Origin of the sequence: Dyadobacter pollutisoli (genome assembly GCF_026625565.1) — a bacterium.
GTDB lineage: Bacteria > Bacteroidota > Bacteroidia > Cytophagales > Spirosomataceae > Dyadobacter > Dyadobacter pollutisoli.
On record NZ_CP112998.1, the window covers coordinates 5,370,859 to 5,394,501 of the forward strand.

The window sequence follows — 23,643 nt, forward strand, 5'->3', positions numbered from 1 at the left end:
CACCTATGAAAACCAAAAATTCGATATTGCTGGCAGTGATCTGCCTTTTTTCCCTACAAGTCTCTGCACAGAAAAAGTCTAAAAAAGACGAGGTCGTGACCATTACCACAAGCATGGGAACGATGAAACTCATTTTATTTGATGAAACGCCTAAACACAAGGCTAATTTCATCAAATTGGTCAATGATAAATTTTACGACGATCTGCTTTTCCATCGCGTGATTGATGATTTTATGATCCAGGGCGGCGACCCTAATTCAAAAAATGCAAAACCGGATGACTTCCTCGGCAAGGGCGATAATGGTTACAAAATACCTGCTGAGTTTAACCCTAAACTTTTCCATCAGAAAGGCGCATTAGCTGCGGCAAGAGACAATAATCCGGCAAAGGAATCAAGCGGATGCCAGTTTTACATTGTCCAGGGCAGAAAATGGGGAAAACTCGATCTGGAAAAACAGGCGGCGAGAGCTGCACGAAAACTGACGGATGATCAGAAAAAAGTATATGAAACCATTGGAGGTACCCCTCACTTGGATGGAGCTTACACCGTTTTTGGTCAGGTGATTGACGGAATGGAGGTGATCGACAAAATCGGGGCTGTGGAAAAGGATGAAAGGGACCGTCCTGAAAAAGACGTTTCGATGAAAATGTCTGTCAAAAAGATGAAGAAGAAGAAAATCACCAAAAAATACGGCTGGAAATACGAGGCTTAAAGCATTCCCCGAATTGGAAAAGAAACGGATACTGATTACCGGCTCGAATGGTCTTTTGGGTCAGAAACTGGTTGAGATGCTGGTTGAAAAACCTTCCATCGAGACAATTGCTACCGCCCGGGGCGAAAACCGGCTGCCATTTCATGAGGGATATCAGTACCTTGAAATGGACATTACGAATCCTGCCGATGTGGATCACGTCCTGGCAGCAACCCGTCCCCATGTGATCATTCACACCGCAGCGATGACGAATGTGGATCAATGTGAAATGGAGAAGGATGCGTGCTGGAAGCTCAATGTAACAGCTGTTGAAATTCTGATCGCGGCTTGCAAAAAGTATAACATTTTCTTCGAACACCTGTCTACTGACTTTATTTTTGACGGTACCTCGGGGCCATATAGCGAGGAAGACCTTCCTAATCCTGTCAGTTTTTACGGATGGAGCAAGTATGCTGCGGAGAAGGCGGTTATGAGCTCCGACATTCAATGGGCCATCACGCGGACCGTGCTTGTATACGGCATTGCGCACGACATGAGCCGCAGTAACATTATTCTTTGGGTTAAAAAGTCACTGGAAGAAGGCAATTCGATCAAAGTAGTGACTGACCAGTTCCGGACGCCAACGTTGGCCGAGGATCTTGCATTGGGATGTTTCCTGATTGCAGATCAGCAAGCACAGGGAATTTTCCATATTTCGGGAAAAGACTTTCTCACACCTTACGAAATGGCTATTATGGCGGCGGATTATTTTTCGCTGGATAAATCGCTCATTTCCCCTACCGACGCTTCCGCTTTTTCGCAACCCGCGCGACGTCCGCCACGCACCGGTTTCGATTTAACAAAATCCCGAAAAGTACTAGGCTACGAGCCACATACTTTCCGGGAAGGAATTGCCTTAGTTGAAAAACAGATCGGGTAGTCGGTCAGGACTTTTCTATCGTATTCAGATCGAGTACGAACCCGGGAAAAAGCGCTTCTCCCGAAAGTCGGACATCCAATCCATTATGTTCTTCAATGTTACGATCAGGCTGATAAATGTATACCTTTTCGTCAAACCGGTCGATCAGCCATCCTAGCTGACATCCATTAGCCATGTATTCGTCCATTTTGTCTTTCAGATATTTTAAATCGTCTGACTTGGACCGTATTTCCACAATAAAATCGGGGCAAATGGGTGCAAACCTCTCCTTGTCATCCTTAGATAATTTGTCCCATTTTTCTCTTGTTACCCAGGAAATGTCAGGAGACCGTACGGCACCATTGGGAAGGGTAAAGCCGGTGGAGGAGTCGAATAATTTACCAGCGATTTTGCGACTATGCAGCCACGCGCCCAGTTCAACCAGAATATCAGAATTAAAGCTCCCTGTAAAACTTCCTGTTGGTGACATAAAAATAATGTTTCCGTTACTATCCCGCTCAAAGTCAAGCATGTCATTCATCCGGCAGAACCGAAAGAATTCCTCTTCACTCATGATGTCCCCAACTTTAATGGTTACCGGCATATTCATTAATGATAATATTTATTATTGATCACGGAAGTTTTTCAGAAAGCAATTTACCAATTAAAAATCATTTTCAAGCCGTTAAAATGTGCGCTAATATCAATACAATTTCTCATAATACTCCCGCGCCATGCGGTCGGAATTGAACGCTACATTGACATCATTCATGCTGTTGAGTACCATTTTCTGCCATTTCGCCTGATCTGAATAGTAGGTTGGAATGACCGTGGTTTCGAGTTTTTCCATCAATGCGTCGCAGTCCTGCTTATTGATATTTTCACCCTGGGCAACGGGAAGCAGGAAAGAATTGTCGCCATCTTTTGCAAACTCACAAATCCAGCCGTCGAATGTGGATAGGTTCAGGGAAGCATTCATTGCCGCCGTCATACCACTCGTGCCTGACGCCTCGCGGGTTACGACCGGTGTATTAAGCCACACATCCGAGCCATCTTTCAGTAACTTGGAAAGTGCCAGCTCGTAGCCTGTCAGCACTGCCACATTTGGAAAAAGATGGCTCAGGTAAAACAAATGATTGAATGTATTAATGGCCCCTTCGTCTTTCGGATAAGGTTTCCCCGCCCATATCACCTGCACAGGTTGATTTACATTGCTCATCAATTTACCAAACCGTTCCAGGTCCCACGCCAGCATATCGGGTCTTTTATAGGCTGCGAACCTGCGCGCCCACACAATCGTGAGCACTTCGGGATTGAAGATTTTCCCGCATTGATCTGCGACTGTTTTGAACAATACAGCTTTCAGTTCTTTTTTACGTGCAGCTATTTTAGCCAAATCTTTCTCAACCCTGGCCTGTTCCAGCTGTTTGTCGACCCAGTAAGTTTTGTTTTGCGCATTGGTAATGTGGTCTATTGCAGCAATCTTCGGATACGCTTTCCACATTTGGCGCGAAACTTCGCCATGTAGTTTGGAAACACCATTGGCCTTTCTGCTCAGACTTAACGCTGCCAGCGAATGATTGAAAATGTTATCTTTTGTCCCGCTGATTTTTCTGACCGTTTCCAGATCGAGCCCTGAAAAGAAGCCAAGATTTTCCAGAAAATGGATTTCGTGCTTCTCATTCCCAGCTTCCTCAGGCGTATGAGTTGTAAAAACGACCCGTTTCTTTACCTCGGCAACTTTTTTATATTTTTTGAACAAATGAAAAATAGCTGACACTGCGTGCGCTTCATTCAGATGATAAACCTGCGGCTCATAACCCAGCTCCTCCAACAGCCTCGCGCCACCAATTCCCAAAATCATGCATTGCGCCACTTTGTAGCTCACATCTGAATCATATAATGAGTAGCTGATCGCACGTGTGGCTTCATCATTACCGTCTGTATCCGTGGTGAGCAAGAACAGTGGCGCAGACTGAAATACGTCCGGGGCCAGATAATAAGCTGCTACCCAAACATCTTTTCCCATTACGGGAATCTGAAAACGAATGTTGGTATCCGTCAGGAATGAGTACATTTTCTCACGAAATTCGGGTTGCATACTACCGTCCTTTTTCCTTCCCTGATCATAATAACCGTGTTTCCACAGCATACCTATGCCAATCAGGTTTTGTTTCAATGCATATACACTCCGCATATGTGAGCCTGCGAGAAATCCGAGCCCGCCGGAATAAATCTTCAACGCCTGGTCGACGGCGAATTCCATTGAAAAGTAAGCGACTGATTTTTTGTATTTCTTCTCCGGAGTAAATGGATGTTGATAAGGAAGCGAAAACGTTTGTTGTGACATTAGTGCAGTTGTTAGTGAAGAACAAATGGATGGCCTAAAAAATCAGGCCAATGAAAAGGATATAAATCAACAGGTTAGTTATCAAAAAAGGCCTGACGAACACATTCATCAGGCCCTGTCCGGAACGATTTTATTTATTATTTACCGAAAAGGCGTGCCCAGAAACCTTTTGCCTTGGTCTTTGTTTCCACATACTTTTCAGAAGCTACTTCTTTCAATTCCTCTATTTCTTCGGCAGCTTTTGCTTTTAGTTCAGCTGCTTTCACCTGGGCTTCCGCCAATTTTTCAGCTGCTATCTCCTTAACATCTTCAAATGCCTCCGCTGCATCTTCTTTCAAATCCTCAAACTTCTCGGTTGCTACCTCTTTCAACTCCCCTGCTTTTTCAGTAAGGTCAGAGATAATCTCCTCTGCTTTTACTTTTCCGGCGGCAATGTTCAGTTCCACCTCATTTTGGAGTTGTTCCGCTTTCACTGCGAAGCCTGATTTAACTTCTTCTGCTTTTTCTGCCACAACCTCAGCTTTCTCAACAACTTCCTCTTCCACTTCCTCCACTTTTTCGGCTGCTGCTTCCTTCACCTCCTCTGTTTTTGCCGCCGCCTCTTCTTTGATAGTCGCTACTATTTCTTTGGCTTCCTCTGCCTTTTCTTCCGCTACCGCCTTTACCTCCTCAGTCTTCTCTTCCGCTTCGGTTTCCAGATCTTCCAATTTATCAGCCACATTCTCTTCGATCTCCAATGCGGCATCCTTGGTCAGATCCGTCTTTTCTTCGGCCTCGGCTTTCAGATCGTCCAGTGTTTCATACACCTCCGACTTGATTCCGTCGGCCACCGCTACTCCTTCTGCCTCGATTTCCTCTACCTTTTCCACAACTTCATCTTTTGCATCCGCAGCAGCATCATTCAGCTCTTCGGCTTTATTTTCCAGTGATTCTTTCGCATCTTCTGGTATAGGTTGATCATTTTCGGCCATTGGGAACAGATTTAAGGTAAGAACAGTTGATTGACATGAATTCGAAATCTACAAAGGAGTTGGCAACGTTGCAAACAATTGAGCCACCTTTTCTCTACTCTAACCTTCTAATCATCAAATTTTTAACCAATTCATAAAAGGGCTCGGGCTGCAAAGTACGCCAGTTGTTCAGATGGAGCGTACCGCCAAAATTGATATAATAATCAAGCCTGAATTTTTTCCACTGTTCTTCCACGTGTTCCCGAAAGCTCACCGCAGCAATCCATCCATCTTCAATATCGTCAAACCATTCGGCATAGTAGTCGTCTTCATTGCCGTGAAAATCCAGTACATTCTCTCCTAATAGGACAAACTGATTGATGCCCTCGTCCACCAGCGGATCCACGACCTGGCGTTTGAAAAACATGATATCGTTGTGTAAAGCGTCATTCCATTCTCCAAACATTTCAATGATTGCATAATGTTTGTTGTAATCAGCGTAGAGGATCTTTACATAAAGTGTTTCAGAGCCTATTTCGTCCCAAAGCGGGTGTATATAGTAACCATAGATCGCATTTTCATAGTGATCCAGGTTATAGGTCCTTCCATAAAATGGCGACCGTTCGTCGTGGCTTGCCACATAATGTTTTTCCCAATTGTAATAAGGCTCAATCTCCTGCATGGTAATCACTCGGCTTGCATTGAATAATCAAACATAAATATAGCAAAACAGAAAAGGCTTAATCGACGTTTTCAGTCAATTAAGCCTTTAAAATTATTATACCTGCTTACGCTCTGAATCTTACAATTCGCGGATCCAGATGTTTCTGAAACTGGTTGTATTGTTGTGGTCCTGCAATTTGATCGGGCCTTTTCCATGAGGCTCGATTACCGGCTGGCCTACATAAGGAGTTGTCCCCTGGATTGCGGTATGGTTTTGAACCAGCACGCCATTGTGTATCACCGTAATGTATGGCGGATGTGTCATTTGGCCATCTTTATTGAAGTGAGGCGCAGTGTACATAACGTCATAAACCTGCCACTCTCCCGGGCCTACTGAAGCATTTACCAAAGGCATGGTTTGTTTGTAAATAGAACCTGCCTGACCATTCGAATAAGTTGGGTTGTTATAGCTGTCTAGTACCTGTAATTCGTAGACACCCTGCATGAAGATACCACTGTTACCACGTCCCTGGCTGCTACCCTCCACTTTCGCAGGAGTACGCCATTCGATGTGAAGCTGATAATCACCGAAAGTCTGCTTAGTTTGGATGTCCCCTGATTTCGGCGCAACCGTGATCGCATTGTCACCAACCGTCCATGGAGCAGCCGATTTTCCATCTTTACCGGAAACCCAGGCGTCCAGGTTTTTACCATCAAATAGCACGATAGCATCGGAAGGGGCAGTAAAACCGGAAAGGGCAGGAGTGATTTTACCGGGCGTCACAACACGAGGGACCGGGCTCCATGATTCGCTGGATTCGGGCGTTTGCTTAGCGGGTTGCAATTGGGCATGTGCAGCAAAAGCCGATGCAAGGCTGACCGCGGTAAGAAGTAATTTTTTCATTTTAGGAAGTACTTTTTAGTCTAATAACACATTGAAATAATATCAAAACACAACATTAGGTAAAAAGCATTAACAAACTCGATTCTCATCTAATTAAATGTAATTTTCCCAAATCTTATCACGTAATTTGCACCGCCCAAAGCGGCGCTTTAATCTAAAACCGACAAGCTTACTTCAAGTATGTTTAAAATTAACCGTTCAATTCTACAACTAATTGCTTGTGGCATTGCAGCTTTTGCTATGCAATCTGCTTATGCCCAGCAGCCCATCCCTCTTAACGACCTTAGTGCATTTACTACGAAATCCGACAATTGGAAAATCGTAGGAAATGCGTCTGCCGACATTTCGAAGGAAAATGTGCTGATCACTACGCCTGGAAAAGGTGTACTGGCATGCACCCACGAAAAAGGCAAGTATGGCAACCAGTATGAGCTGATCTCCAATTTCAAACACGGCGATCTGGACATTGAACTGGATTTCATGCTTACCAAAGGCTCGAACTCAGGTATTTATTTGCAAGGAAATTATGAGGTACAGCTTTTCGACAGTTGGGGTAAAAAATCTGCCAAGTACAATGACAATGGTGGAATTTACGAACGTTGGAATGACTCTAAACCCGAGGGCGAAAAAGGCTACGAAGGTTATGCGCCACGTTTCAATGTAGCGAAAGCGCCGGGTTTGTGGCAAAATATCAAGATCTCTTACCAGGCTCCCCGTTTTGACGCTAATGGTAAAAAGGTTTCCAATGCAGTATTCCTATCTATTGTCCTGAATGGCGTAACCATTCATGAAAATGTGGAAGTGAGCGGCCCTACCCGTGGATCATTAACTGCGGACGACGTGGCAATGGGCCCGATCCGTATCCAGGGTGACCACGGTTCTCTGGCGATCAAAAACATTGTGATCAACAATTTTGATAAAAAACCAGGTACGCTGTCGGAGCTTACCTACAAAACATATTACGGCGGTTTGAGCGAAACCGAAGACCTGTCCAAACTTACTCCTGCTGAAACCGGCAAATCGGAAGCATTGAGCTGGGAGATCCTGAAAGAAAACAACAACTACTCCTACCTTTATACAGGCCGATACAATGCGCCTACCGCAGGAGATTATAATTTCAAATTGCAGGCTTCGGGGAATTCTTACCTGAAAATCGATGGCAAATTCGTCATTGATGCGCAATGGAAAACCAACAACGATTTCCGCCAGGGAACCGCTAAGCTTACAGCTGGCGACCATACCATTGAAATATTCAACAATAAAAGAGATGGCTGGATGCGTCCGGCATTAGGCCTTTGGGTAAGTGGCCCGGGATTCCGTGAAGTGGCTTACCATACCAAAAGCTCTGCCATTGCAGGCGGATCCAATGATCCTATCCTGATTTCTGCCGGTACCAATACCATTACCCGCAGTTTCATGGATTTCAAAAAAGACCCCAAATCCAAAGGACAACGTGTAGTGCATGCAGTTTCAGTAGGCAGCCCTACCAACCTGCATTATACTTATGACCTGGACAAAGGAACGGTATTGCAGGTTTGGCGCGGGGAGTTCCTGGACGCTACCCCCATGTGGCATGATCGCGGCGATGGCTCGTCACGTCCGAGAGGAAGTGTGACATTGCTAGGCGATGATATGATCCTTGGCAAATCAGGAAAAGCGAAATGGGAAGGAGATACTACCGGAAGCGGCTACCGCCCGAAAGGTTATGTATTGGACGATCAGGATGTTCCTACTTTCCAATACCAGGCATTTGGCTCAGCTGTAACGGATTACATTTCTGTTGTGAACAATCAGTATTTCGAACGCATCATTAAAGTAAATAATCCTGCGAAAGACCTGGTTGCGAGACTGGCGGATGGTTCTTCAATCGAAAAAATTTCCGATGGCCTGTACGCGGTGGACAACAAGTCCTACTACATTCAGCTGGCTGATAAAAGTGTTAAACCTGAAATCAGAAGCGCTAACGGTTTGCAGGAACTACTGGTTCCGGTGACCAATGGTGAAGTTAAGTATTCGATCTTGTTCTGATTTTAATCCTATCATACCTTATTATATAATGAAAAAAATTGCTCACATAGCATTTGCTCTTTTGGCAACGCTCACGATGCTGAAAGCACAGGAGTCTCCGAAAGAAGAAGATTTTTACAAGATCATCACTCCGCCGATCCCGGAAGGAATTATACTGGAAGTGGGTGGATTGACTACCCTGCCAAATGGTTCCCTCGCTATTTCTACACGCCGCGGAGAGGTTTGGATCGTCGATAACCCTACCAGCCGTACGCCTTATTTCAGAAAGTTCGCGACAGGCTTGCACGAGATCCTGGGCCTCGCTTACAAGGAAGGTGCATTGTATTGCGCACAACGCGGAGAGCTTACCAAGCTGGTCGACAAGAATGGCGACGGTAAAGCAGATGTTTACGAGACTGTATACGCTTGGCCATTGTCAGGACATTACCACGAGTATTCTTTCGGTCCTAAACTGGCACCGGACGGAAGCTTTTTTGTCAGTGGTAACGTAGCTTTTGGTGATGAAGAATGGTGGAGAGGCGAAAGCCGTGTACCAGGCCGTGGCTGGATTTTCCACATTACCAATGACGGAAAGTACGAACCATACGCAACGGGAGTTCGCTCCCCGGCTGGCATCAGCATGCTGAATGGCGAGCTGTTTTACACGGACAACCAAGGTGACTGGATGGGTACAGGTGGTATTTTCCAGGTTAAAAAAGGAGGTTTTATGGGCCACCCGGCTGGTTTGAAATGGGCAGGGCTTCCAAACTCTCCTGTTAAGCTGACTGAAAAACAATTCTTCGCTGAGCGTGATAACCGCCAGCACAAAGACGCACAAGGTCGGGCGATCAAGCCAGAAAACACTGGTAATGAGGCCCCGCAGTTCTTGTATCAGCTAAAAGAAAAGTACGATATGGTACAATTGCCAGCTGTTTGGCTCCCATATGGTGTTCACGGAGTATCTACTTCTGAGCTGATCATGGATAATACAAAAGGCGATTTCGGACCATTTACAGGGCAGGTTTTCGTAGGAGACCAGGGACAAAGCAACATTATGCGTGTGGTTTTGGAAAAAGTAAAGGGTGAATACCAGGGAGCCAGCATTGGTTTCCGTAGCGGTTTCCAGTCCGGAGTATTGCGTATGGCGTTTGACAAAGACGGTTCCATGTTCGTAGGTGAGACTAACCGCGGATGGGGATCGGCCGGAGATGCCAACCAGGGCTTGCAGCGTTTGGTATGGAATGGTAAAATGCCTTTCGAAATGTACACCGTGAAAGCACAGCCTGACGGTTTCGAAATTGAATTCACCATGCCTGTTGACCGTAAATCTGCCGAGGATCTGGATTCTTACAAAGTAAGCAGCTACCTCTACAAGCATTATCCTGTATATGGAAGTCCTCCGATCAATACCGAAGAGGTAAAAATAACGGGCGTGAAAGTTTCTGACGACAATAAAAAAGTGCGCATCGTATTGGATAACATGCGTCAGTATTATGTGCACAAGATCCAGCTGGAGGGCGTTCGCGCTGCTACTAACAGCTGGTCACTGGTTCACACGGATGCTTACTATACATTGAACAATATTCCTGACGGCGAAAAACTGAAAGTTTCGGAATTGAAAACCACGCGTTCAGGCTCGACTAGCTCTGCAAGTGCTTCTGCTTCGACAACCAAAGCTGTTGAAAAAGAGCACGTATCTCCGGATGGAAAAGGTAAACCAGCGGCTGCCAAAGCTGGCATTACGAAAGCACCAACCTTCGACGAGATCAAACCTCTTTTACAGAAAAACACCTGTCTGGCCTGCCATGCTGCTGACAAAAAAGTAGTTGGGCCGAGCTATGCGGACGTTGCTAAACGTAAGTATACCAACGAGCAAATCGTGAACCTGATCTACAATCCTAAGCCTGAAAACTGGCCGGATTACGCGACTCCAATGGCACCGATGCCTCAGGTTCCTAAGGTAGATGCAGTTAAAATTGCTGCATGGATCAATTCATTAGGCAAATAATTCCCGCTTGCCGGTAACCGCCGGTTTTGAGAAGATTAAATTAATAAAAAGGCTGTCTCAGCAAAAGAGACAGCCTTTTTTTGGTTTTTACACCACATACCAACATTGACTTTAATGCATTATATTCACATCACGAATCGGACAAATATCTCTCAATTGCACCATTAGTGATTGAAAATGCGTTAGTTAGTATCAATACATCAATGCATTATGTCAGCTTTACGCGACCTGTTTTTATTTAAGTCTGTCAAGGGAAAAGTCCTGCTGGGCTTCTTCATCGCTTCGTTGGCACTTGGGGCATCCTGGATGATCACCCGGCTTGCTTTTACGAATATGCTGAATAAGCTGGAAGTACTCTCCACGCCGAATGACAAGCTCAGGCTCGTTAATAAAATCTTCAAAAACATTCTGCAGCTCGATCATTTACAGAATGCCGGAACATTGAAAGGCGAAGAAAAAGACGACCAGGTACTAGCTCAGTCCGCAGAGTTGATAGCCACACTCGACTCCCTGAGTGCTATGAGTTATGGTGACCCAATGCAAATGATTCGTATCGACTCCATGAAGCAGTTGCTGAAACAACGCGAAAAGATTTACGGAAGCTATGTCAAAGTGCGCTCCAAACTGGTCAATAACAAGGATTTAGAAGATGAAGTTAAAGAAATCTCCGGCCTGATCACCACCAAGTTAAAGCCGGACAGCACGGTGGTCAAAACTGAAAAGAGAACGACTACTACCACCGTTTACACCGAGCTTCCTGATACTGCCCAAAAAGCAGCAGAGAAGAAAGGCTTTTTCAACAGGGTGTTTGGCGGAGGCTCAAAGAAAAACAAAAAGGCCCCATTGCCTGAACCTGCTAAGGTAGTGCAAAAGCAGGAGGTGAATATACAGGTCGATACGATCACCGTTGCGCAGGAAGACAGCACCATTGAACGGGTCGGCGAGGCGGTACATGCCATTGAGAAATCACAAAAAATAAGGACGACTAGTTTCATAGATCGCGAACAGGAGCTAGCATCAGCAGGCAATTCACTGGTACAGCAACTGTTGGACGTGATGCAGAAGGTAGAAAGAGAGGTTCTGAGAGAGTCTAACAAAGAAAGTTCTCTTACTAAAAACATTGTTGCGAAAAGCATCAACGGACTTGAATGGGTTATGCTAGGGTTCTTTTTCGTGATAGCCCTCTTGTCCTATCTCATATTCGCAGACATTACTAAAAGCAATGAATACCGCAGTCAACTTGAAGAAGCCAAAGAGGAAGCTGAGTATCATAGTATGGCCAAACAGCGGTTTCTGTCCAACATGAGCCACGAGATCAGGACACCGCTGCAATCGATCATTGGCTATACGGAGGCATTGAAAAAAGATGAAAAGCCGCGAAAGCAAGACCTTGAAACACTACATTCCGCCTCGGAACACTTGCTATACCTTGTAAACGAGGTACTGGATTACAGCCGGATCATTTCCGATCGCTTTACATTTGAAAACCGTGTCTTTGCAATTAGTCCGCTGCTGAATGAAGTAATTCAGGTGTTACGCCCCACTGCACTTTCAAAAGGGCTGATATTGCGCCTGGAAAATTCATTATCTCCCAATTTGTATCTCAATGGTGATCCTTTCAGGCTGCGGCAAATTCTCTATAATCTGCTGACCAATGCTATTAAATTCACCGAAACGGGGGAAGTTGTGCTCAAAGCAAGTGGTATCGAGGCCGGCAGCCAGGTTAACACGGAGTTTCAGGTTTCGGACACCGGTATTGGTCTTTCAAAAGAGCAGATGCAGCGTGTTTTTAATCAGTTTGAGCAGGCCGACCCTTCTATCTCGCGCCGGTATGGTGGTACTGGTCTGGGACTCAGCATTGTAAAAGCATTGGTCGAAGGCTTGGCCGGTACTGTCAATGTAAAAAGTACGCCGGGTCAAGGCACGACTTTTTTTGTGCACGCCAGCATGAGAAAAGCTGAAACACTGGAAATGACAGAAGAAACACCAGAAAAGAATTATAACATCACCGGAAAGGTCTGGCTGGTTGATGATGATGCTTTTATATTGAAATGGTGCTCATCCGTTCTCGAATTGAACGGCATTCCACACACTTCGTTCTCCTCGGCCGAGGAGGTATTAAACAGGCCTTGGGATAATCAGGTAAAATTTGTCCTGACCGACATGCGAATGTCAGGTATGAATGGCGCTGAACTGTGCAAGCGGCTTCGCAGGTCCACTCCCGAGGATGTCAAATTCTTCGTATTGACCGCCCAGGCACTACCCGAAGAGCGGGAAAACCTGCTCAGCCTTGGTTTTGACGGCTATCTGATGAAACCGTTCCACTCGACTGAGTTACTGGAATTGCTCGAAAATTATTCGCCCTCAGAGCCGCAAAAGCCGATAGAACGTACCGAGTTTGACTTCTCCATGCTGAATGAAATGACATTCGGGGACGAGGGAATGATCAGGGAGATCCTTGACCAGTTTGTCAAAGATTCGCGCAATGATATCGAAGCTTTGCACATTAACATTGAAACCCGGGAGTTGGAAAAAGTGCAGGAAATCATGCACAGAATGGCCGGGAGAACCGGCCAGATAGGTGCCAGAGAACTTTCTGCACGGTTCCGTGCATTGGAGATCGCATTGCGTGAGGATTCCTCCCGGGTATCTGTCGCCGAAATGAAAGACGTCGTGGCGAGCGCGGTGTCGGTCATCGAACAGGTTGGCGAACGAGCGCTTTCCTATTCGATGTGATACTTTTCAATTTTATAATAAAGTGTCTTTCTGTCGATATTAAGCAGTTTTGCGGCTTTGCTTTTATTATAGCGTACTTCCTGCAATACCCTTTCGATCATTTCTTTTTCGTGCGTTTCCTGTAAAGCTTTCAGGTCCGAACCTGCTGCCGGCTTCTGCTGATCTTCCATGGCGGTGATCATTTCAGCCGGGAGGGCGCTCAATGTAGCTACCTCCTCTTTCGAAAGCAGTACCAGTCTCTTGATCACATTGTTCAATTCACGAAGGTTACCCGGCCAGTCGTATTTTTGGAATACGTCCATTACTTCTTTGGAGAGCTCACGGACATTCCTTCCCAGTTCCTGATTTGCTTTGTCCACAAAATGTTGAATAAAAATGCCCAGATCTTCCCCTCTTTTGCGAAGTGGAGGCACCTCTATTTTAAATTCATTCAACCTGTGATATAAATCTTCTCTGAAATCACCATTGGCAGCGCTGGTCATCAGATCCTCATTGGTAGCGGCGATCAGGCGGACATCCACCTTCACTTGCTGGGTTGCTCCGATAGGGACGATAATCCTTTCCTGCAATGCACGCAGCAGCTTGATTTGTACGTCATAGCCTAAATTCCCGATCTCGTCGAGAAACAATGTACCTCCGTCAGCAGCTTCAAACTGACCCATTTTATCCTGCAAGGCACCTGTGAATGCTCCTTTTTTGTGGCCAAAAAGCTCACTGGCAGCGAGGTCTTTGGATAGCGAACCACAGTCAATCGCGACGAACGGTCCCTTACCACGTTTACTCAGTTTATGGATGGATTTGGCTACATGCTCTTTACCTGTACCACTTTCGCCCTGAATGATAACGGACATATCCGTAGGCGACACCAGCCTCACATATTCATAAAGCTGCTTGGAAATTTTGCTTTTCCCTTCAATATATTCTAATCCAGATCTTTCGGTCTTCACTGCCGCTTTCGCTTTGGGTACCGCTTTTACACCAGTCACTTCGCCTTTATTCAGCGCTTCTCCCAGTACCATCAATAGCTCTTCGGGATTAACGGGCTTCGTAATGTAGTCAAACGCGCCTATTTGCATGGCCGTTACAGCTGTTCTCACATCATGAAAACTCGTCATGATAAAAGCAGCTGTGCGGTTTCCTTCACTCCTCAACGCTTTCAGAAAATCGACCGAATTCCCGTCGGGCAGTCTGTAATCCAGCATCAGCACTTCATACGGGCCATCTTCGTCGCCATTTGCGATGGCTTCGCGGGCTTCTTTAATATTTGAGCAAACCTTAACCTGGTGACCATGCTTACCAAGAAAATTACTAAGCAGTTTCGAAAATGTAGTATCGTCTTCTACGAGGAGCAGGTGAGCCATAGGGTTTCAAAAATTTCAAAATAAATACTAACTAACGAGCAGGTAAAATGTAAAATTATAAAAACAAACGCCAAAAGCCGGAGAAATCTCCGGCTTTTCCTGTCAAGGCCCTTAAAATGCATCAGCAGAGAATTTTAATCAATTTTCTTGCCGTATTTATCTAGATTGACAACTGCCGTTTCGGCTTCCTTTTTGATATTGATCTCGTAATATTGTGAATTATCGTCTCTCGTAACCAGGTAAGCGCTGGTGATTTTCCAGTCTGCATACATATTTCCGGCCATCGTGGCTTTAACCGCTTCCGGCAAATCTTCAGGACGTACTGAAACTTTTCCCTGCACAGCGTTGATTGAATGAGGAACTCCGGATAATGACATTTCGCTTCCGGCAGCGTATCCGCTGAGTGCGGTCAGACAGAAAATAACAATGAGGTATCGCATGGTTTGGCAAGCAGTTTTTCTTGAATAGTAACATATGGGGATACGATTTTCATACCACCAAATATCGTTCACAATAAAGGGTGATTATCAGTGATAAACAAATTTGAAAGCGCCAATCCTTAAAAAACATCATGAGGTCGGTTCCCACATCTTGTAGAAATAAACAGCAACCACACAAAATTTTACCAATGAAAATGTCTCCATCGCATTAGACTATCCATGTAACTAAAAAAAATTCAAAATTATTTTTTGGGAAACTTCTTTTGTTAAGAACATATTCGCTTATATTTGCGTAGTAATTATTAATAACCGATTTGTAGAATTTTAACTACACACCCAACAATACGATAGCGCTATACATTCATTAAAATATATATTTGCTCCGGCATTTTTACTCAACGTTACTATTTTCCCATCGGTTAGTCTGAAAGCACTGAGAGTCTAGCAATAGGCTCTTTTTGTTTAATAATACCTCCCACAATCCCATTACGCCTCCTTCTCTTTTTTCCATTCATTTGATCTAAAGCAAAAACAAGGTCGTAGGTCTCTCAAAAGTCTTTTCGACGAACGAAAGGAACCTCAGTAACCTTTTATTGCTATGAACAAAATAATGAAATCAAAAAACTCCGGAAAGGAAGAAGGGGAAATCACGTCAGTAGTGAACAGACGTTTGTTTTTACGCTCTGCCGGACTAGCCACTTCATTGGGTACTATTGTGTTGGGTGCGGCGTGCAGTGATGACGATCCTGATCCAATGATTCCCGGAACAGGTGACGCAGTAGATCTTGGCTCAGGTGATATTGGTGTATTAAACTATGCATACGCTCTTGAACAATTAGAAGCAGCATTCTACACACAAGTCGTTGCAACGCCTTACACAGGCATTACCGACGCTGAAAAAGCAATTCTTACAGACATTCGTGACCACGAAGTTGTTCACCGCGATTTTTTCAAAGCCGCGCTGGGCGATAAGGCGATCAAAGGACTTACTCCCAATTTCGCTGCCATTGATTTTACAAAAAGAGACGCTGTACTTGGCGCTGCCAAATTATTTGAAGATACCGGAGTTGCTGCCTATAACGGTGCCGGTAAGTTGATCAAAGACCCTGGTTACCTACTTCTTGCAGGTAAAATCGTATCCGTTGAAGCCCGTCACGCAGCTGTTATCCGCGATCTTATCAATCCAAAATCAGCTGATTTCGCTGGTGATGACATTATCAACGGGGACGGATTTGACAAGGCGATTGCGCCCGCAGACATCCTTACAGCTGTAAAAGGTTACGTGAAGGATACCATCACAGGTGCGAACGTAGGTAAATAATTTTCAACTTAATTTGATCAGAAACAATGGATATTTTCAAAATAATAGATGAGTTTCAAAAAATCGACGGGGATGTAGCAGGTCGTCTTGAATATGCTACGCGTCGCCATTTTATGAGCAAAATCGGAAGCAAGCTTGCTGCTGTTGCAGTTCCTACGGCCTTCGCTTCCATCGTGAACAAGGCATATGCACAGTCGGCCAAAGCTATTGACGTACTTAACTATGCATTGACGCTGGAATACCTGGAAGACGAATTTTACAAAGCTGGTAATGCAGCTGCGGGCCTGATCCCGGCGTCTGATAAAGCGATTTTTACTCAGATCGGTAAGCACGAAACACAGCACGTTGCATTTCTTGTAAAGGCTTTGGGAGCCAAAGCGATTGCTAAACCCACATTTGATTTCAAATATGGCGGTGCATTTGGTGATGTATTCACCAACTACAAAACTTTTGTAACTGTTTCGAGCGCGTTGGAAGACACCGGTGTACGTGCCTACAAAGGTCAGGCTGGCGAACTACTGGCTGATCCGCAAATCCTTGAATATGCATTGCAGGTACACTCTGTTGAAGCACGGCACGCGGCAGTGGTTCGCAGGCTGGCCGCAACGGTTACCAGCAACCCTGCGATGAAAGGCTGGATTACCGGAAAAGAAGGAGCTGTTCCCGCGATCTACGTGGGTGAAGACAATATGACCCAGGGTGGCAAGGATCTGAAAGGACTTGCATCCAAATCTGATGCTGCTATTACAGAGGCATTTGACGAGCCGTTAACGAAGGAAGCGGTTCTTGCGATTGCAGGACCATTCATAACGAAATAAGTAAATTCTCCCCTGTGAACGTATACATACACTTTTTTGAGTGACAGTAATGTTCGAAGTGTTATGACACACTATTCTTGACAAGAGGTTGCCGTACGGTAACCTCTTTTTTTGCTCAAAATGGTATGTAATTATCAAATTAGAATGATTCACAACATGGTTTATGTAAATTTGATCGTTGAACAATCAGACCAATTTCCTGGACCTTCATATGAATTCTGTACATAACAGACGAAATTTCTTAAAAACAGGCAGCCTCACAGCCCTCGTGGCGGCGCTCGGTAGTGACATTGTTTTTGCTGATCATTTACCCAAAGGATATATTCCGGTGCTACTGGAAGAAGGCGATGCATTAAAAGGAAAAAGCCCTGAAATGATAGTGCAAGGTGACAAACCCTGGAACGTGGAATCACCGGTGCACCTGCTCGACGACCGCATTACCCCCGTAGACAAAATGTTTATCCGTAACAATGGCCTGGTCCCTGAAAAGATCGACGTCAGCAACTGGACGCTTACTATAGACGGAGAATCGGCCAAGGCACCGAAAACCTATACACTGGCAGACCTGAAAAAGCGATTCAAAACTTATACGTACCAGCTGGTTCTCGAATGTGGCGGAAACGGCCGCTCGGGCTTTCAACCGCAGACTTCGGGCAATCAATGGGGCCAGGGTGCCGTACATTGCGCTTCCTGGACCGGTGTGAGATTGAAAGACATTCTCGCGGATGTGGGCATTAAAGATGATGCCGTATACATTGGCTATCATTCCAAAGATATTCACCTGAGCCGCGACCCAAAGAAAGAATCCATTTCGCGCGGCGTGCCGATCAGTAAAGCAATGGAAAATGAAACATTGCTGGCCTGGCAGGTGAATGGTCAGGATATTCCCGAATTTCATGGGTATCCGCTCCGGCTTGTGATCGGTGGCTGGCCTGCATCGGTTTCCGGTAAATGGCTCAGTGGCATTTCGGTGCGCAATAAAGTACACGACGGTGCCAAAATGGACGGGCATAGCTATAGAATCCCAAGAAACCCGGTGGCTCCGGGAGAAGAAGTACCGCAGACTGATCAGTACTTCAAGATTATTGAGTCAATGCCGGTGAAATCATTGATCACTTATCCCAAATCCGGTGCAATGATCACGGCGGAAACCGAGCTGGCCTTACGCGGACATGCCTGGGCAGGAGATCGTTCCGTTAAAAAAGTGGAAGTTTCCATCGATTTCGGCGCTACCTGGAAGGATTGCAAACTGGAACTGCCTGTTAACCGGCTCGCGTGGCAACATTGGAATACCAGGCTAAAATTTCCTGTAAAAGGATATTACGAAGTGTGGGTACGGGCTACCGACAATAATGGTGTTGCACAGCCCATGGTATCTCCCGCCTGGAATCCGGGTGGCTACCTCAACAATGCATGTGAAAGAATTGCGGTGAAAGTCGGTTAACAATCTGCAAATGATGAAAATCTTATTAGTACTGGTAGCAGCATTGGGCATGGTTTCCAATATTTTTACCCAAAAACCGGAATCAACAAACTCCGTCGGCAGTGGTCTCGTGGTCGCCATGGACACATTGAAGAGGGACACTCAGACAGGTTTGATCGAGGATGAAAACCTTTATATGGTCAAAGCGCAGTGTACCAGCTGTCATTCGTCGAAACTGATTCTTCAGAACCGGTTTACCAGAGACGGCTGGAAGCAAAAAATCCGTTGGATGCAGGCCAATCACAACCTCTGGAACTTGGGAGATACCGAAAAGCAAGTGCTCGACTATTTGGAAAAATACTACGCTCCTACCGCTGCCGTGGCCAGAAGGGCACCATTGAAAGACATCAAATGGTACAAGCTGGAACAGAAATGAGGGAAACAATCTTTATATTTATCGTTTCAAATGTTATGAATTTTCCGCGTGTTTAGTTTTCGTTTCCTCACTTCAAGTTTACCCGTTCATTACCTGTTTGTTGCAATGCTGGCGCTGGGAGTCGTATCCTCTGCACAAAGCCAACCACTCATTAAGCCCGACAGGCATATTCAAAAGAGTAGTGATTTACCCAATCCATTAAAAGCAGAAGTGATCGGCATTCAGGATGGAGATACCATTGAACTGAAATTTTTATACACCGGAAAAAAGGCGGGGCATCGCATGGGAAAACCGGTAAGGATCCGGTTCCTGCATGTTAACTGCCCGGAACGTGGCAAGCCGTATTACAAGGTTGCCAAACAATTTACAAGCGACAAATGCTTTCGTAAAATGGTTAGTATCAGGCACACCGGCGAGTTTGACAAATATGGTCGGTTGCTCGGCGAGGTGATCTTGCCTGATGGGAGGGTTTTAAATAAGGAACTTGTCAAAAAAGGGCTGGCCGTACATTTTAAAAAATATTCGAGCAGTACTGAATACTCTAACCTGGAAATTCAGGCCAGGAAGCAAAAACTGGGCATATGGAGCCAGCAGGGATTTTTTTTCGGTAAACTATAATTAAAAGTCAATGAGTTCGTCGGCGGCGCTTTATCAGATCTTGTACCAGCATGAAACGCTTTTTCATTTGGGAGAATATCCTGTGCAGCCAGTTGCAGAAGTCGCGATTAACGAACCTGAGGTCAAAGAAACAGCCGCCCCTGTTTCTAAAACCGCAGTTGCATCTCCGGTTTTAGAAACTCCCGTTATTGCCAACGTGAATGTAGCACCAGTACAAGCCCCTCCAGCACCTGTATCCGCCAGTTTCCCGGCATTGAAACATTCGGTACTGATCCTGATCGATGAGCCGAAACAAAAAGAAATGATCGTTTCGGAATCGTTGTTTCTGGATAATATTCTAAAAGCCGTGGGTCATTCTACGGAAACCTCGGATATTCTTAATTTCAGTTTCCTTCCCGGACAAGACGCCAGGACTGTACTTGCCGAGAAAAGTACAAACTTCTTTATCACATTCGGAGTACCGCTCATTAAGCTGCAACTGGACTTACTATTAATGCCTTACACTCCAAAAATGGTTGACGGCATCTGGTTCCTGCTCACCGATCCGCTGGTCGTCATCGAAGCTGACCGTAATCTTAAGAAAAAACTCTGGCAAGCATTACAGAAGATGTTTGAAATGTCCTAATTCCCAATAGCTTACCTTTTTTAATAGCCGATCATCACAATAATGTAGGGATATTCTCTGTTTTCATGGATAATCGCAGGCTAATCCATGATACACTTATGGCCAAATTGACTGAATACATTGCGAACTGGTTTCGTCCGAAGGAGTCCGACGAGAATCAATACTATGATGATGAACCTGTTGAGGTCCAGGAAAGCGTCACGAGACCTGCCGAATTTGTTCCAGAAAACAGATATATCCAGGCGGTGGAAGCACCGGTTGCCCGGGTAGCTGAGCAACAACTGACCCCGCAGCCGATCGAAATCCCGAAAATTGAAGTACAGATTCCTTACTGGCTGGAAGACGAGGATACCTTGCGGGACGAGGGTGTTTTGTTCGGACTTTCGGAGTCGGACCCGCACGAGAAAACCGATATAATCCAAAAATACTTCTCCAATCTGGCAGCCGGTCACATAGCTAACATTGAGGAGCACAATGAGCGGATACAGGAACTTAACCTGTTCATTGGCCAGAAAAATAACCGGATCGAGGAACTGCAGGAAAAGCTTAAAAACCCTGCTGACCGTTCTGAAAAAGAGCACCATTTGCCTCGTACGCTGATAGGCATTACACTATGCGTCGCCATGTGCGTGGGTAACTTTTTCCTGATCCGGGAATCATTAAAACCTGTGTTTGCCGATAATTCCTGGATCGCCCTCGGCGTATTTCTGGCGGGTATGTTCAGTCTTTTCGGACGAATTTCTCTGTTTCATGACACCGAATCACGGGTGACCTGGAAAGCATTACTTGAAGAAATAGGGTTGCCTTTTGCGGCTGCGCTATTTGTTTTTGCCAATGTGATCACGCATCAAACCTGGTGGCAGGCGTTTGCATTGTTTGTGTTTGTATTCTTCCTCTTTCTTTTCGCCGGAAAACTGCTGCTCAGCAACATTACAGTATTACGCAATGACCTGCAAGCCTGGTTGAACATCCGTAAAGACCGCCAGGATTCTGTTGACAATCACTACAATTGGGAAACGGAATGCCACACTTTACAGGAAGAAATCGACGAGTTGAGGGTGAAAAAATGGCAGGTACTCCGCGAGCAAAGCAATGCAGAAACAGAACGCGATCGCCTCAATGCTAAGCGAGATATGCTGATTAAACTGTTTGAAAGCGAGTTTTATCTGGCCAGACGAATGAAAAATGAACTGACGACCCGTCAGCTTAATCTAATTCAAAAAGGCAGCAAATAGCTTTTTCAATCAGCTATCAACGACGTTGGTGGCCTGGTTTTTACAATATTATCATTCGATCAACCCAAAAATTTAGGTTATGAACGAGCAAAATCCAAACGAAAACGGCGATTACCAACACGGCTACACCCGTGGGATGGAGGGAATTGACCGTCAGGTTTACGAATCATATTTGTCCAGTAATGTCAACCATGACTGGATCCAGGATCGGATCACCTCTAAAAGCGCGGAACTTTCGTCCGTTAAAGTCCGGCACCAAGACACACTTCGCGAGCATAAGACGGCCTACGACAGACTGCAAAGCGAAGTAATGGGCCTTAACAATGCTGCGAAGCAAATGAAGGACCTGGAAACTTCAATCGCTGACATTGACACCACCACCGAGCAGCTAAAAGAAAGGCGTGCCGACAAAGCACCATCATACTCATTGATTGCCGGGCTGATATTCTTAGCCGCCGGTATTTCTTTCATTGCGGGTGACCTTATTATTTCGCATGAAATTGTAGCATATGCGCTGAATATTAGAAATTCCAATGAAGCCTGGGCATTTGCGATCGGGCTGGCAATGTTATCTATTCTGTTGAAACCCGCCTATGACCGCCTGGTTGAAGAGCCTTACCATAAAGACGATTCACCGAAGGCAAAATCACGGTACGCTGGTTTTAAACTGGTGCTTTCCATTTTTGCGATCGTTACATTGATCGTGCTTGGCTGGTTCAGGTATGAAGCCTACCGGACAGACAAATTGAAGGAAGCGATCAATAAATCGGTTAAAAACCTGCAATTGAACGCTGTTGACCCATTGACAGGCGCACCAGTAAACAGTCCGGAGCTGACCAATAAAATTGAGGAGGCACTGCGTAATTCAGACCAGCTGAACCTTGACCTGGTCAACAGCCCGTGGGCACTTTTGTCATTTGTATTGAGCGGGGTCCTTTTCGCAATCGCAGGTGCAGTTTCACTCGGTATGGCATTACCCGTTCTGCAGGGTTTCTGGTACCGATGGCTGCAAGTCGATCCGAAGTTATGGAGATTACGACGCCGAAGAAAAAGAATATTGAAACAAATGGAGCCGTTGCAGCAAGCATTGACACAACATTTGACACAAAAAAGTATTCTTGAAAATGATATCGCCGTATTGCCTAAGTTAGAAGAGCTGAAACAAGAAGAAGCTAAAATTAAAGCCGAAATCGAAAGTCTTGAAAACGAACGCAAGCAGGCGCTGACCAATAGCCGTATCCAGTCATTCGGAGATGGTTACGCGCATGGACAGGTGAGTCGGGATGTGATGGGAGAAGAGGAATATGACTCGTGGCGCAATAGTCATCTGTCCGTTTCTAACCTGGCGTTACGTGCCAAATCCAATGCAGCTTCGGACCGGGCGGTGCCGAGAACAAAGAGCAATGGGATGCGCCCGCACCAGGCGATCCGGAAAGCAATTACAGATCGTTTTGACGAAAACAATTCATAGTTTCTTAAATTGGGGGCTGATATCTGAATAATATGATTGAAACCCCCCATTTAAGAATTGTACCCTGTGACGACACACTATTTGATGCGATACGCATGGGTAATAATACACTGGCCCGCGTTATGGGCGTAAACGTCCCCAAAAAGTGGACCGAGTTCCGGGACACATTCACCCCTTCCTACCATCGCTGGAAAGCGCACCCTCCTCTTCGTGACTGGTGGGTGTACCTCATTATTTACGTTCCTGACAATCAGCTAATCGGCTCCTGCGGCTACAAAGGGGAACCCGATGCTAACGGTATGGTAGAGATCGGCTATGAAATCATGCCCTCTCATCGTTTGAAAGGCCTGGGTACTGAGACAGCCCGGGGATTACTGGATCACGCGCTCAAACAAAGCGCTGTCCGGAGGGTGATAGCCCATACTTTGGCGGAAGAAAATGCATCCGCACATATTCTTGAAAAGCTTGGTTTTGCACAGACAGAGGATGTCAATGACCCGGAAGACGGCCAGCTCTGGCGTTGGGAAATTGTAAAGAAATAATGATTTCAGGTGGAACATTAGTCCTATTGTAACGGATCTTAGTAATTAAAAAATAATTGCACTGGATTAATAAAGTTTTGGCTTAATTGATTACCTTAATTTTCAGAATGCAATAAATCCACAC

Annotated in this window: 21 protein-coding genes; 14 read left to right on the top strand and 7 right to left on the bottom strand. The window is 45.4% G+C overall.

Translation table 11 applies throughout. The features are described from left to right. Positions 1 to 5: 5 nt before the first annotated feature. A complete protein-coding gene (locus tag ON006_RS21815) occupies positions 6 to 713 on the top strand; it encodes a peptidylprolyl isomerase (RefSeq protein ID WP_244824947.1) in 708 nt (235 codons plus the stop codon). Positions 714 to 726: 13 nt separating this feature from the next. Next, entirely contained in the window at positions 727 to 1,632 is a 906-nt protein-coding gene (locus ON006_RS21820; protein WP_244824945.1) for an SDR family oxidoreductase, read from the top strand. A gap of 4 nt (positions 1,633 to 1,636) precedes the next feature. Here the strand turns inward: ON006_RS21820 and ON006_RS21825 are convergent, their stop codons facing one another. The 5 genes from ON006_RS21825 to ON006_RS21845 form a co-directional block, all read right to left on the bottom strand. Next, positions 1,637 to 2,221 carry a Uma2 family endonuclease gene (locus ON006_RS21825; protein ID WP_244824943.1) on the bottom strand — a complete coding sequence of 195 codons (585 nt, stop codon included), beginning with the start codon at positions 2,219 to 2,221 and terminating at the stop codon, positions 1,637 to 1,639. Between the two features lie 93 nt (positions 2,222 to 2,314). Further along, positions 2,315 to 3,961 (bottom strand): alpha-glucan family phosphorylase, encoded by a 1,647-nt coding sequence (gene glgP, locus ON006_RS21830; RefSeq protein WP_244824941.1) that lies wholly within the window; start codon positions 3,959 to 3,961, stop codon positions 2,315 to 2,317. A gap of 137 nt (positions 3,962 to 4,098) precedes the next feature. Beyond that, positions 4,099 to 4,932, bottom strand: a complete 834-nt coding sequence (locus ON006_RS21835; RefSeq protein WP_244824939.1) for a hypothetical protein — start codon at positions 4,930 to 4,932, stop codon at positions 4,099 to 4,101. 94 nt (positions 4,933 to 5,026) lie between these two features. Next, the gene (locus tag ON006_RS21840) at positions 5,027 to 5,593 is read right to left on the bottom strand and encodes a hypothetical protein (RefSeq protein WP_244824937.1); all 567 of its coding nucleotides are present in this window, start codon (positions 5,591 to 5,593) and stop codon (positions 5,027 to 5,029) included. Positions 5,594 to 5,713: 120 nt separating this feature from the next. Then, the gene (locus ON006_RS21845; RefSeq protein ID WP_244824936.1) at positions 5,714 to 6,478 is read right to left on the bottom strand and encodes a 3-keto-disaccharide hydrolase; all 765 of its coding nucleotides are present in this window, start codon (positions 6,476 to 6,478) and stop codon (positions 5,714 to 5,716) included. A gap of 240 nt (positions 6,479 to 6,718) precedes the next feature. On the opposite strand from ON006_RS21845, the gene ON006_RS21850 reads away from it, so the two are divergent. The 3 genes from ON006_RS21850 to ON006_RS21860 all read left to right on the top strand — a co-directional run bounded on the left by ON006_RS21850 (position 6,719) and on the right by ON006_RS21860 (position 13,229). After that, entirely contained in the window at positions 6,719 to 8,506 is a 1,788-nt protein-coding gene (locus tag ON006_RS21850; protein WP_244824934.1) for a 3-keto-alpha-glucoside-1,2-lyase-like domain-containing protein, read from the top strand. A 28-nt stretch (positions 8,507 to 8,534) separates the two neighbouring features. Beyond that, entirely contained in the window at positions 8,535 to 10,493 is a 1,959-nt protein-coding gene (locus ON006_RS21855; protein WP_244824932.1) for a c-type cytochrome, read from the top strand. Between the two features lie 210 nt (positions 10,494 to 10,703). Further along, entirely contained in the window at positions 10,704 to 13,229 is a 2,526-nt protein-coding gene (locus ON006_RS21860; RefSeq protein ID WP_244824930.1) for a hybrid sensor histidine kinase/response regulator, read from the top strand. On the opposite strand, the gene ON006_RS21865 is transcribed toward ON006_RS21860, so the two are convergent. Both ON006_RS21865 and ON006_RS21870 read right to left on the bottom strand, forming a co-directional pair. After that, positions 13,217 to 14,590, bottom strand: a complete 1,374-nt coding sequence (locus tag ON006_RS21865) for a sigma-54-dependent transcriptional regulator (RefSeq protein ID WP_244824928.1) — start codon at positions 14,588 to 14,590, stop codon at positions 13,217 to 13,219. The two genes, ON006_RS21860 and ON006_RS21865, sit on opposite strands and share 13 nt — an antisense overlap. A 134-nt stretch (positions 14,591 to 14,724) precedes the next feature. Beyond that, positions 14,725 to 15,030: a hypothetical protein gene (locus ON006_RS21870; RefSeq protein ID WP_244824926.1), complete on the bottom strand. Its 306-nt coding sequence runs from the start codon at positions 15,028 to 15,030 to the stop codon at positions 14,725 to 14,727. Positions 15,031 to 15,640: 610 nt separating this feature from the next. On the opposite strand from ON006_RS21870, the gene ON006_RS21875 reads away from it, so the two are divergent. The 9 genes from ON006_RS21875 (at position 15,641) to ON006_RS21915 (ending at position 23,519) form a co-directional block, all read left to right on the top strand. Further along, a complete protein-coding gene (locus ON006_RS21875) occupies positions 15,641 to 16,351 on the top strand; it encodes a ferritin-like domain-containing protein (RefSeq protein ID WP_374760253.1) in 711 nt (236 codons plus the stop codon). Between the two features lie 26 nt (positions 16,352 to 16,377). Next, positions 16,378 to 17,169: a ferritin-like domain-containing protein gene (locus ON006_RS21880; protein ID WP_244824922.1), complete on the top strand. Its 792-nt coding sequence runs from the start codon at positions 16,378 to 16,380 to the stop codon at positions 17,167 to 17,169. A gap of 211 nt (positions 17,170 to 17,380) precedes the next feature. Further along, positions 17,381 to 18,613 carry a sulfite oxidase gene (locus ON006_RS21885; protein WP_244824920.1) on the top strand — a complete coding sequence of 411 codons (1,233 nt, stop codon included), beginning with the start codon at positions 17,381 to 17,383 and terminating at the stop codon, positions 18,611 to 18,613. A 13-nt stretch (positions 18,614 to 18,626) separates the two neighbouring features. Further along, the gene (locus tag ON006_RS21890; RefSeq protein WP_244824958.1) at positions 18,627 to 19,028 is read left to right on the top strand and encodes a hypothetical protein; all 402 of its coding nucleotides are present in this window, start codon (positions 18,627 to 18,629) and stop codon (positions 19,026 to 19,028) included. Positions 19,029 to 19,076: 48 nt separating this feature from the next. Continuing rightward, positions 19,077 to 19,646 carry a thermonuclease family protein gene (locus tag ON006_RS21895; protein WP_244824919.1) on the top strand — a complete coding sequence of 190 codons (570 nt, stop codon included), beginning with the start codon at positions 19,077 to 19,079 and terminating at the stop codon, positions 19,644 to 19,646. 10 nt (positions 19,647 to 19,656) lie between these two features. Then, complete coding sequence (locus ON006_RS21900; RefSeq protein WP_244824917.1) at positions 19,657 to 20,271, top strand: hypothetical protein; 615 nt, start codon at positions 19,657 to 19,659, stop codon at positions 20,269 to 20,271. A 98-nt stretch (positions 20,272 to 20,369) separates the two neighbouring features. After that, positions 20,370 to 21,506, top strand: coding sequence for a hypothetical protein (locus ON006_RS21905; RefSeq protein ID WP_244824916.1), 1,137 nt, complete (start codon positions 20,370 to 20,372; stop codon positions 21,504 to 21,506). 79 nt (positions 21,507 to 21,585) lie between these two features. Continuing rightward, entirely contained in the window at positions 21,586 to 22,977 is a 1,392-nt protein-coding gene (locus tag ON006_RS21910) for a hypothetical protein (RefSeq protein ID WP_244824909.1), read from the top strand. A 95-nt stretch (positions 22,978 to 23,072) separates the two neighbouring features. Continuing rightward, entirely contained in the window at positions 23,073 to 23,519 is a 447-nt protein-coding gene (locus ON006_RS21915) for a GNAT family N-acetyltransferase (RefSeq protein WP_267609905.1), read from the top strand. The last annotated feature ends 124 nt before the right edge of the window (positions 23,520 to 23,643 follow it).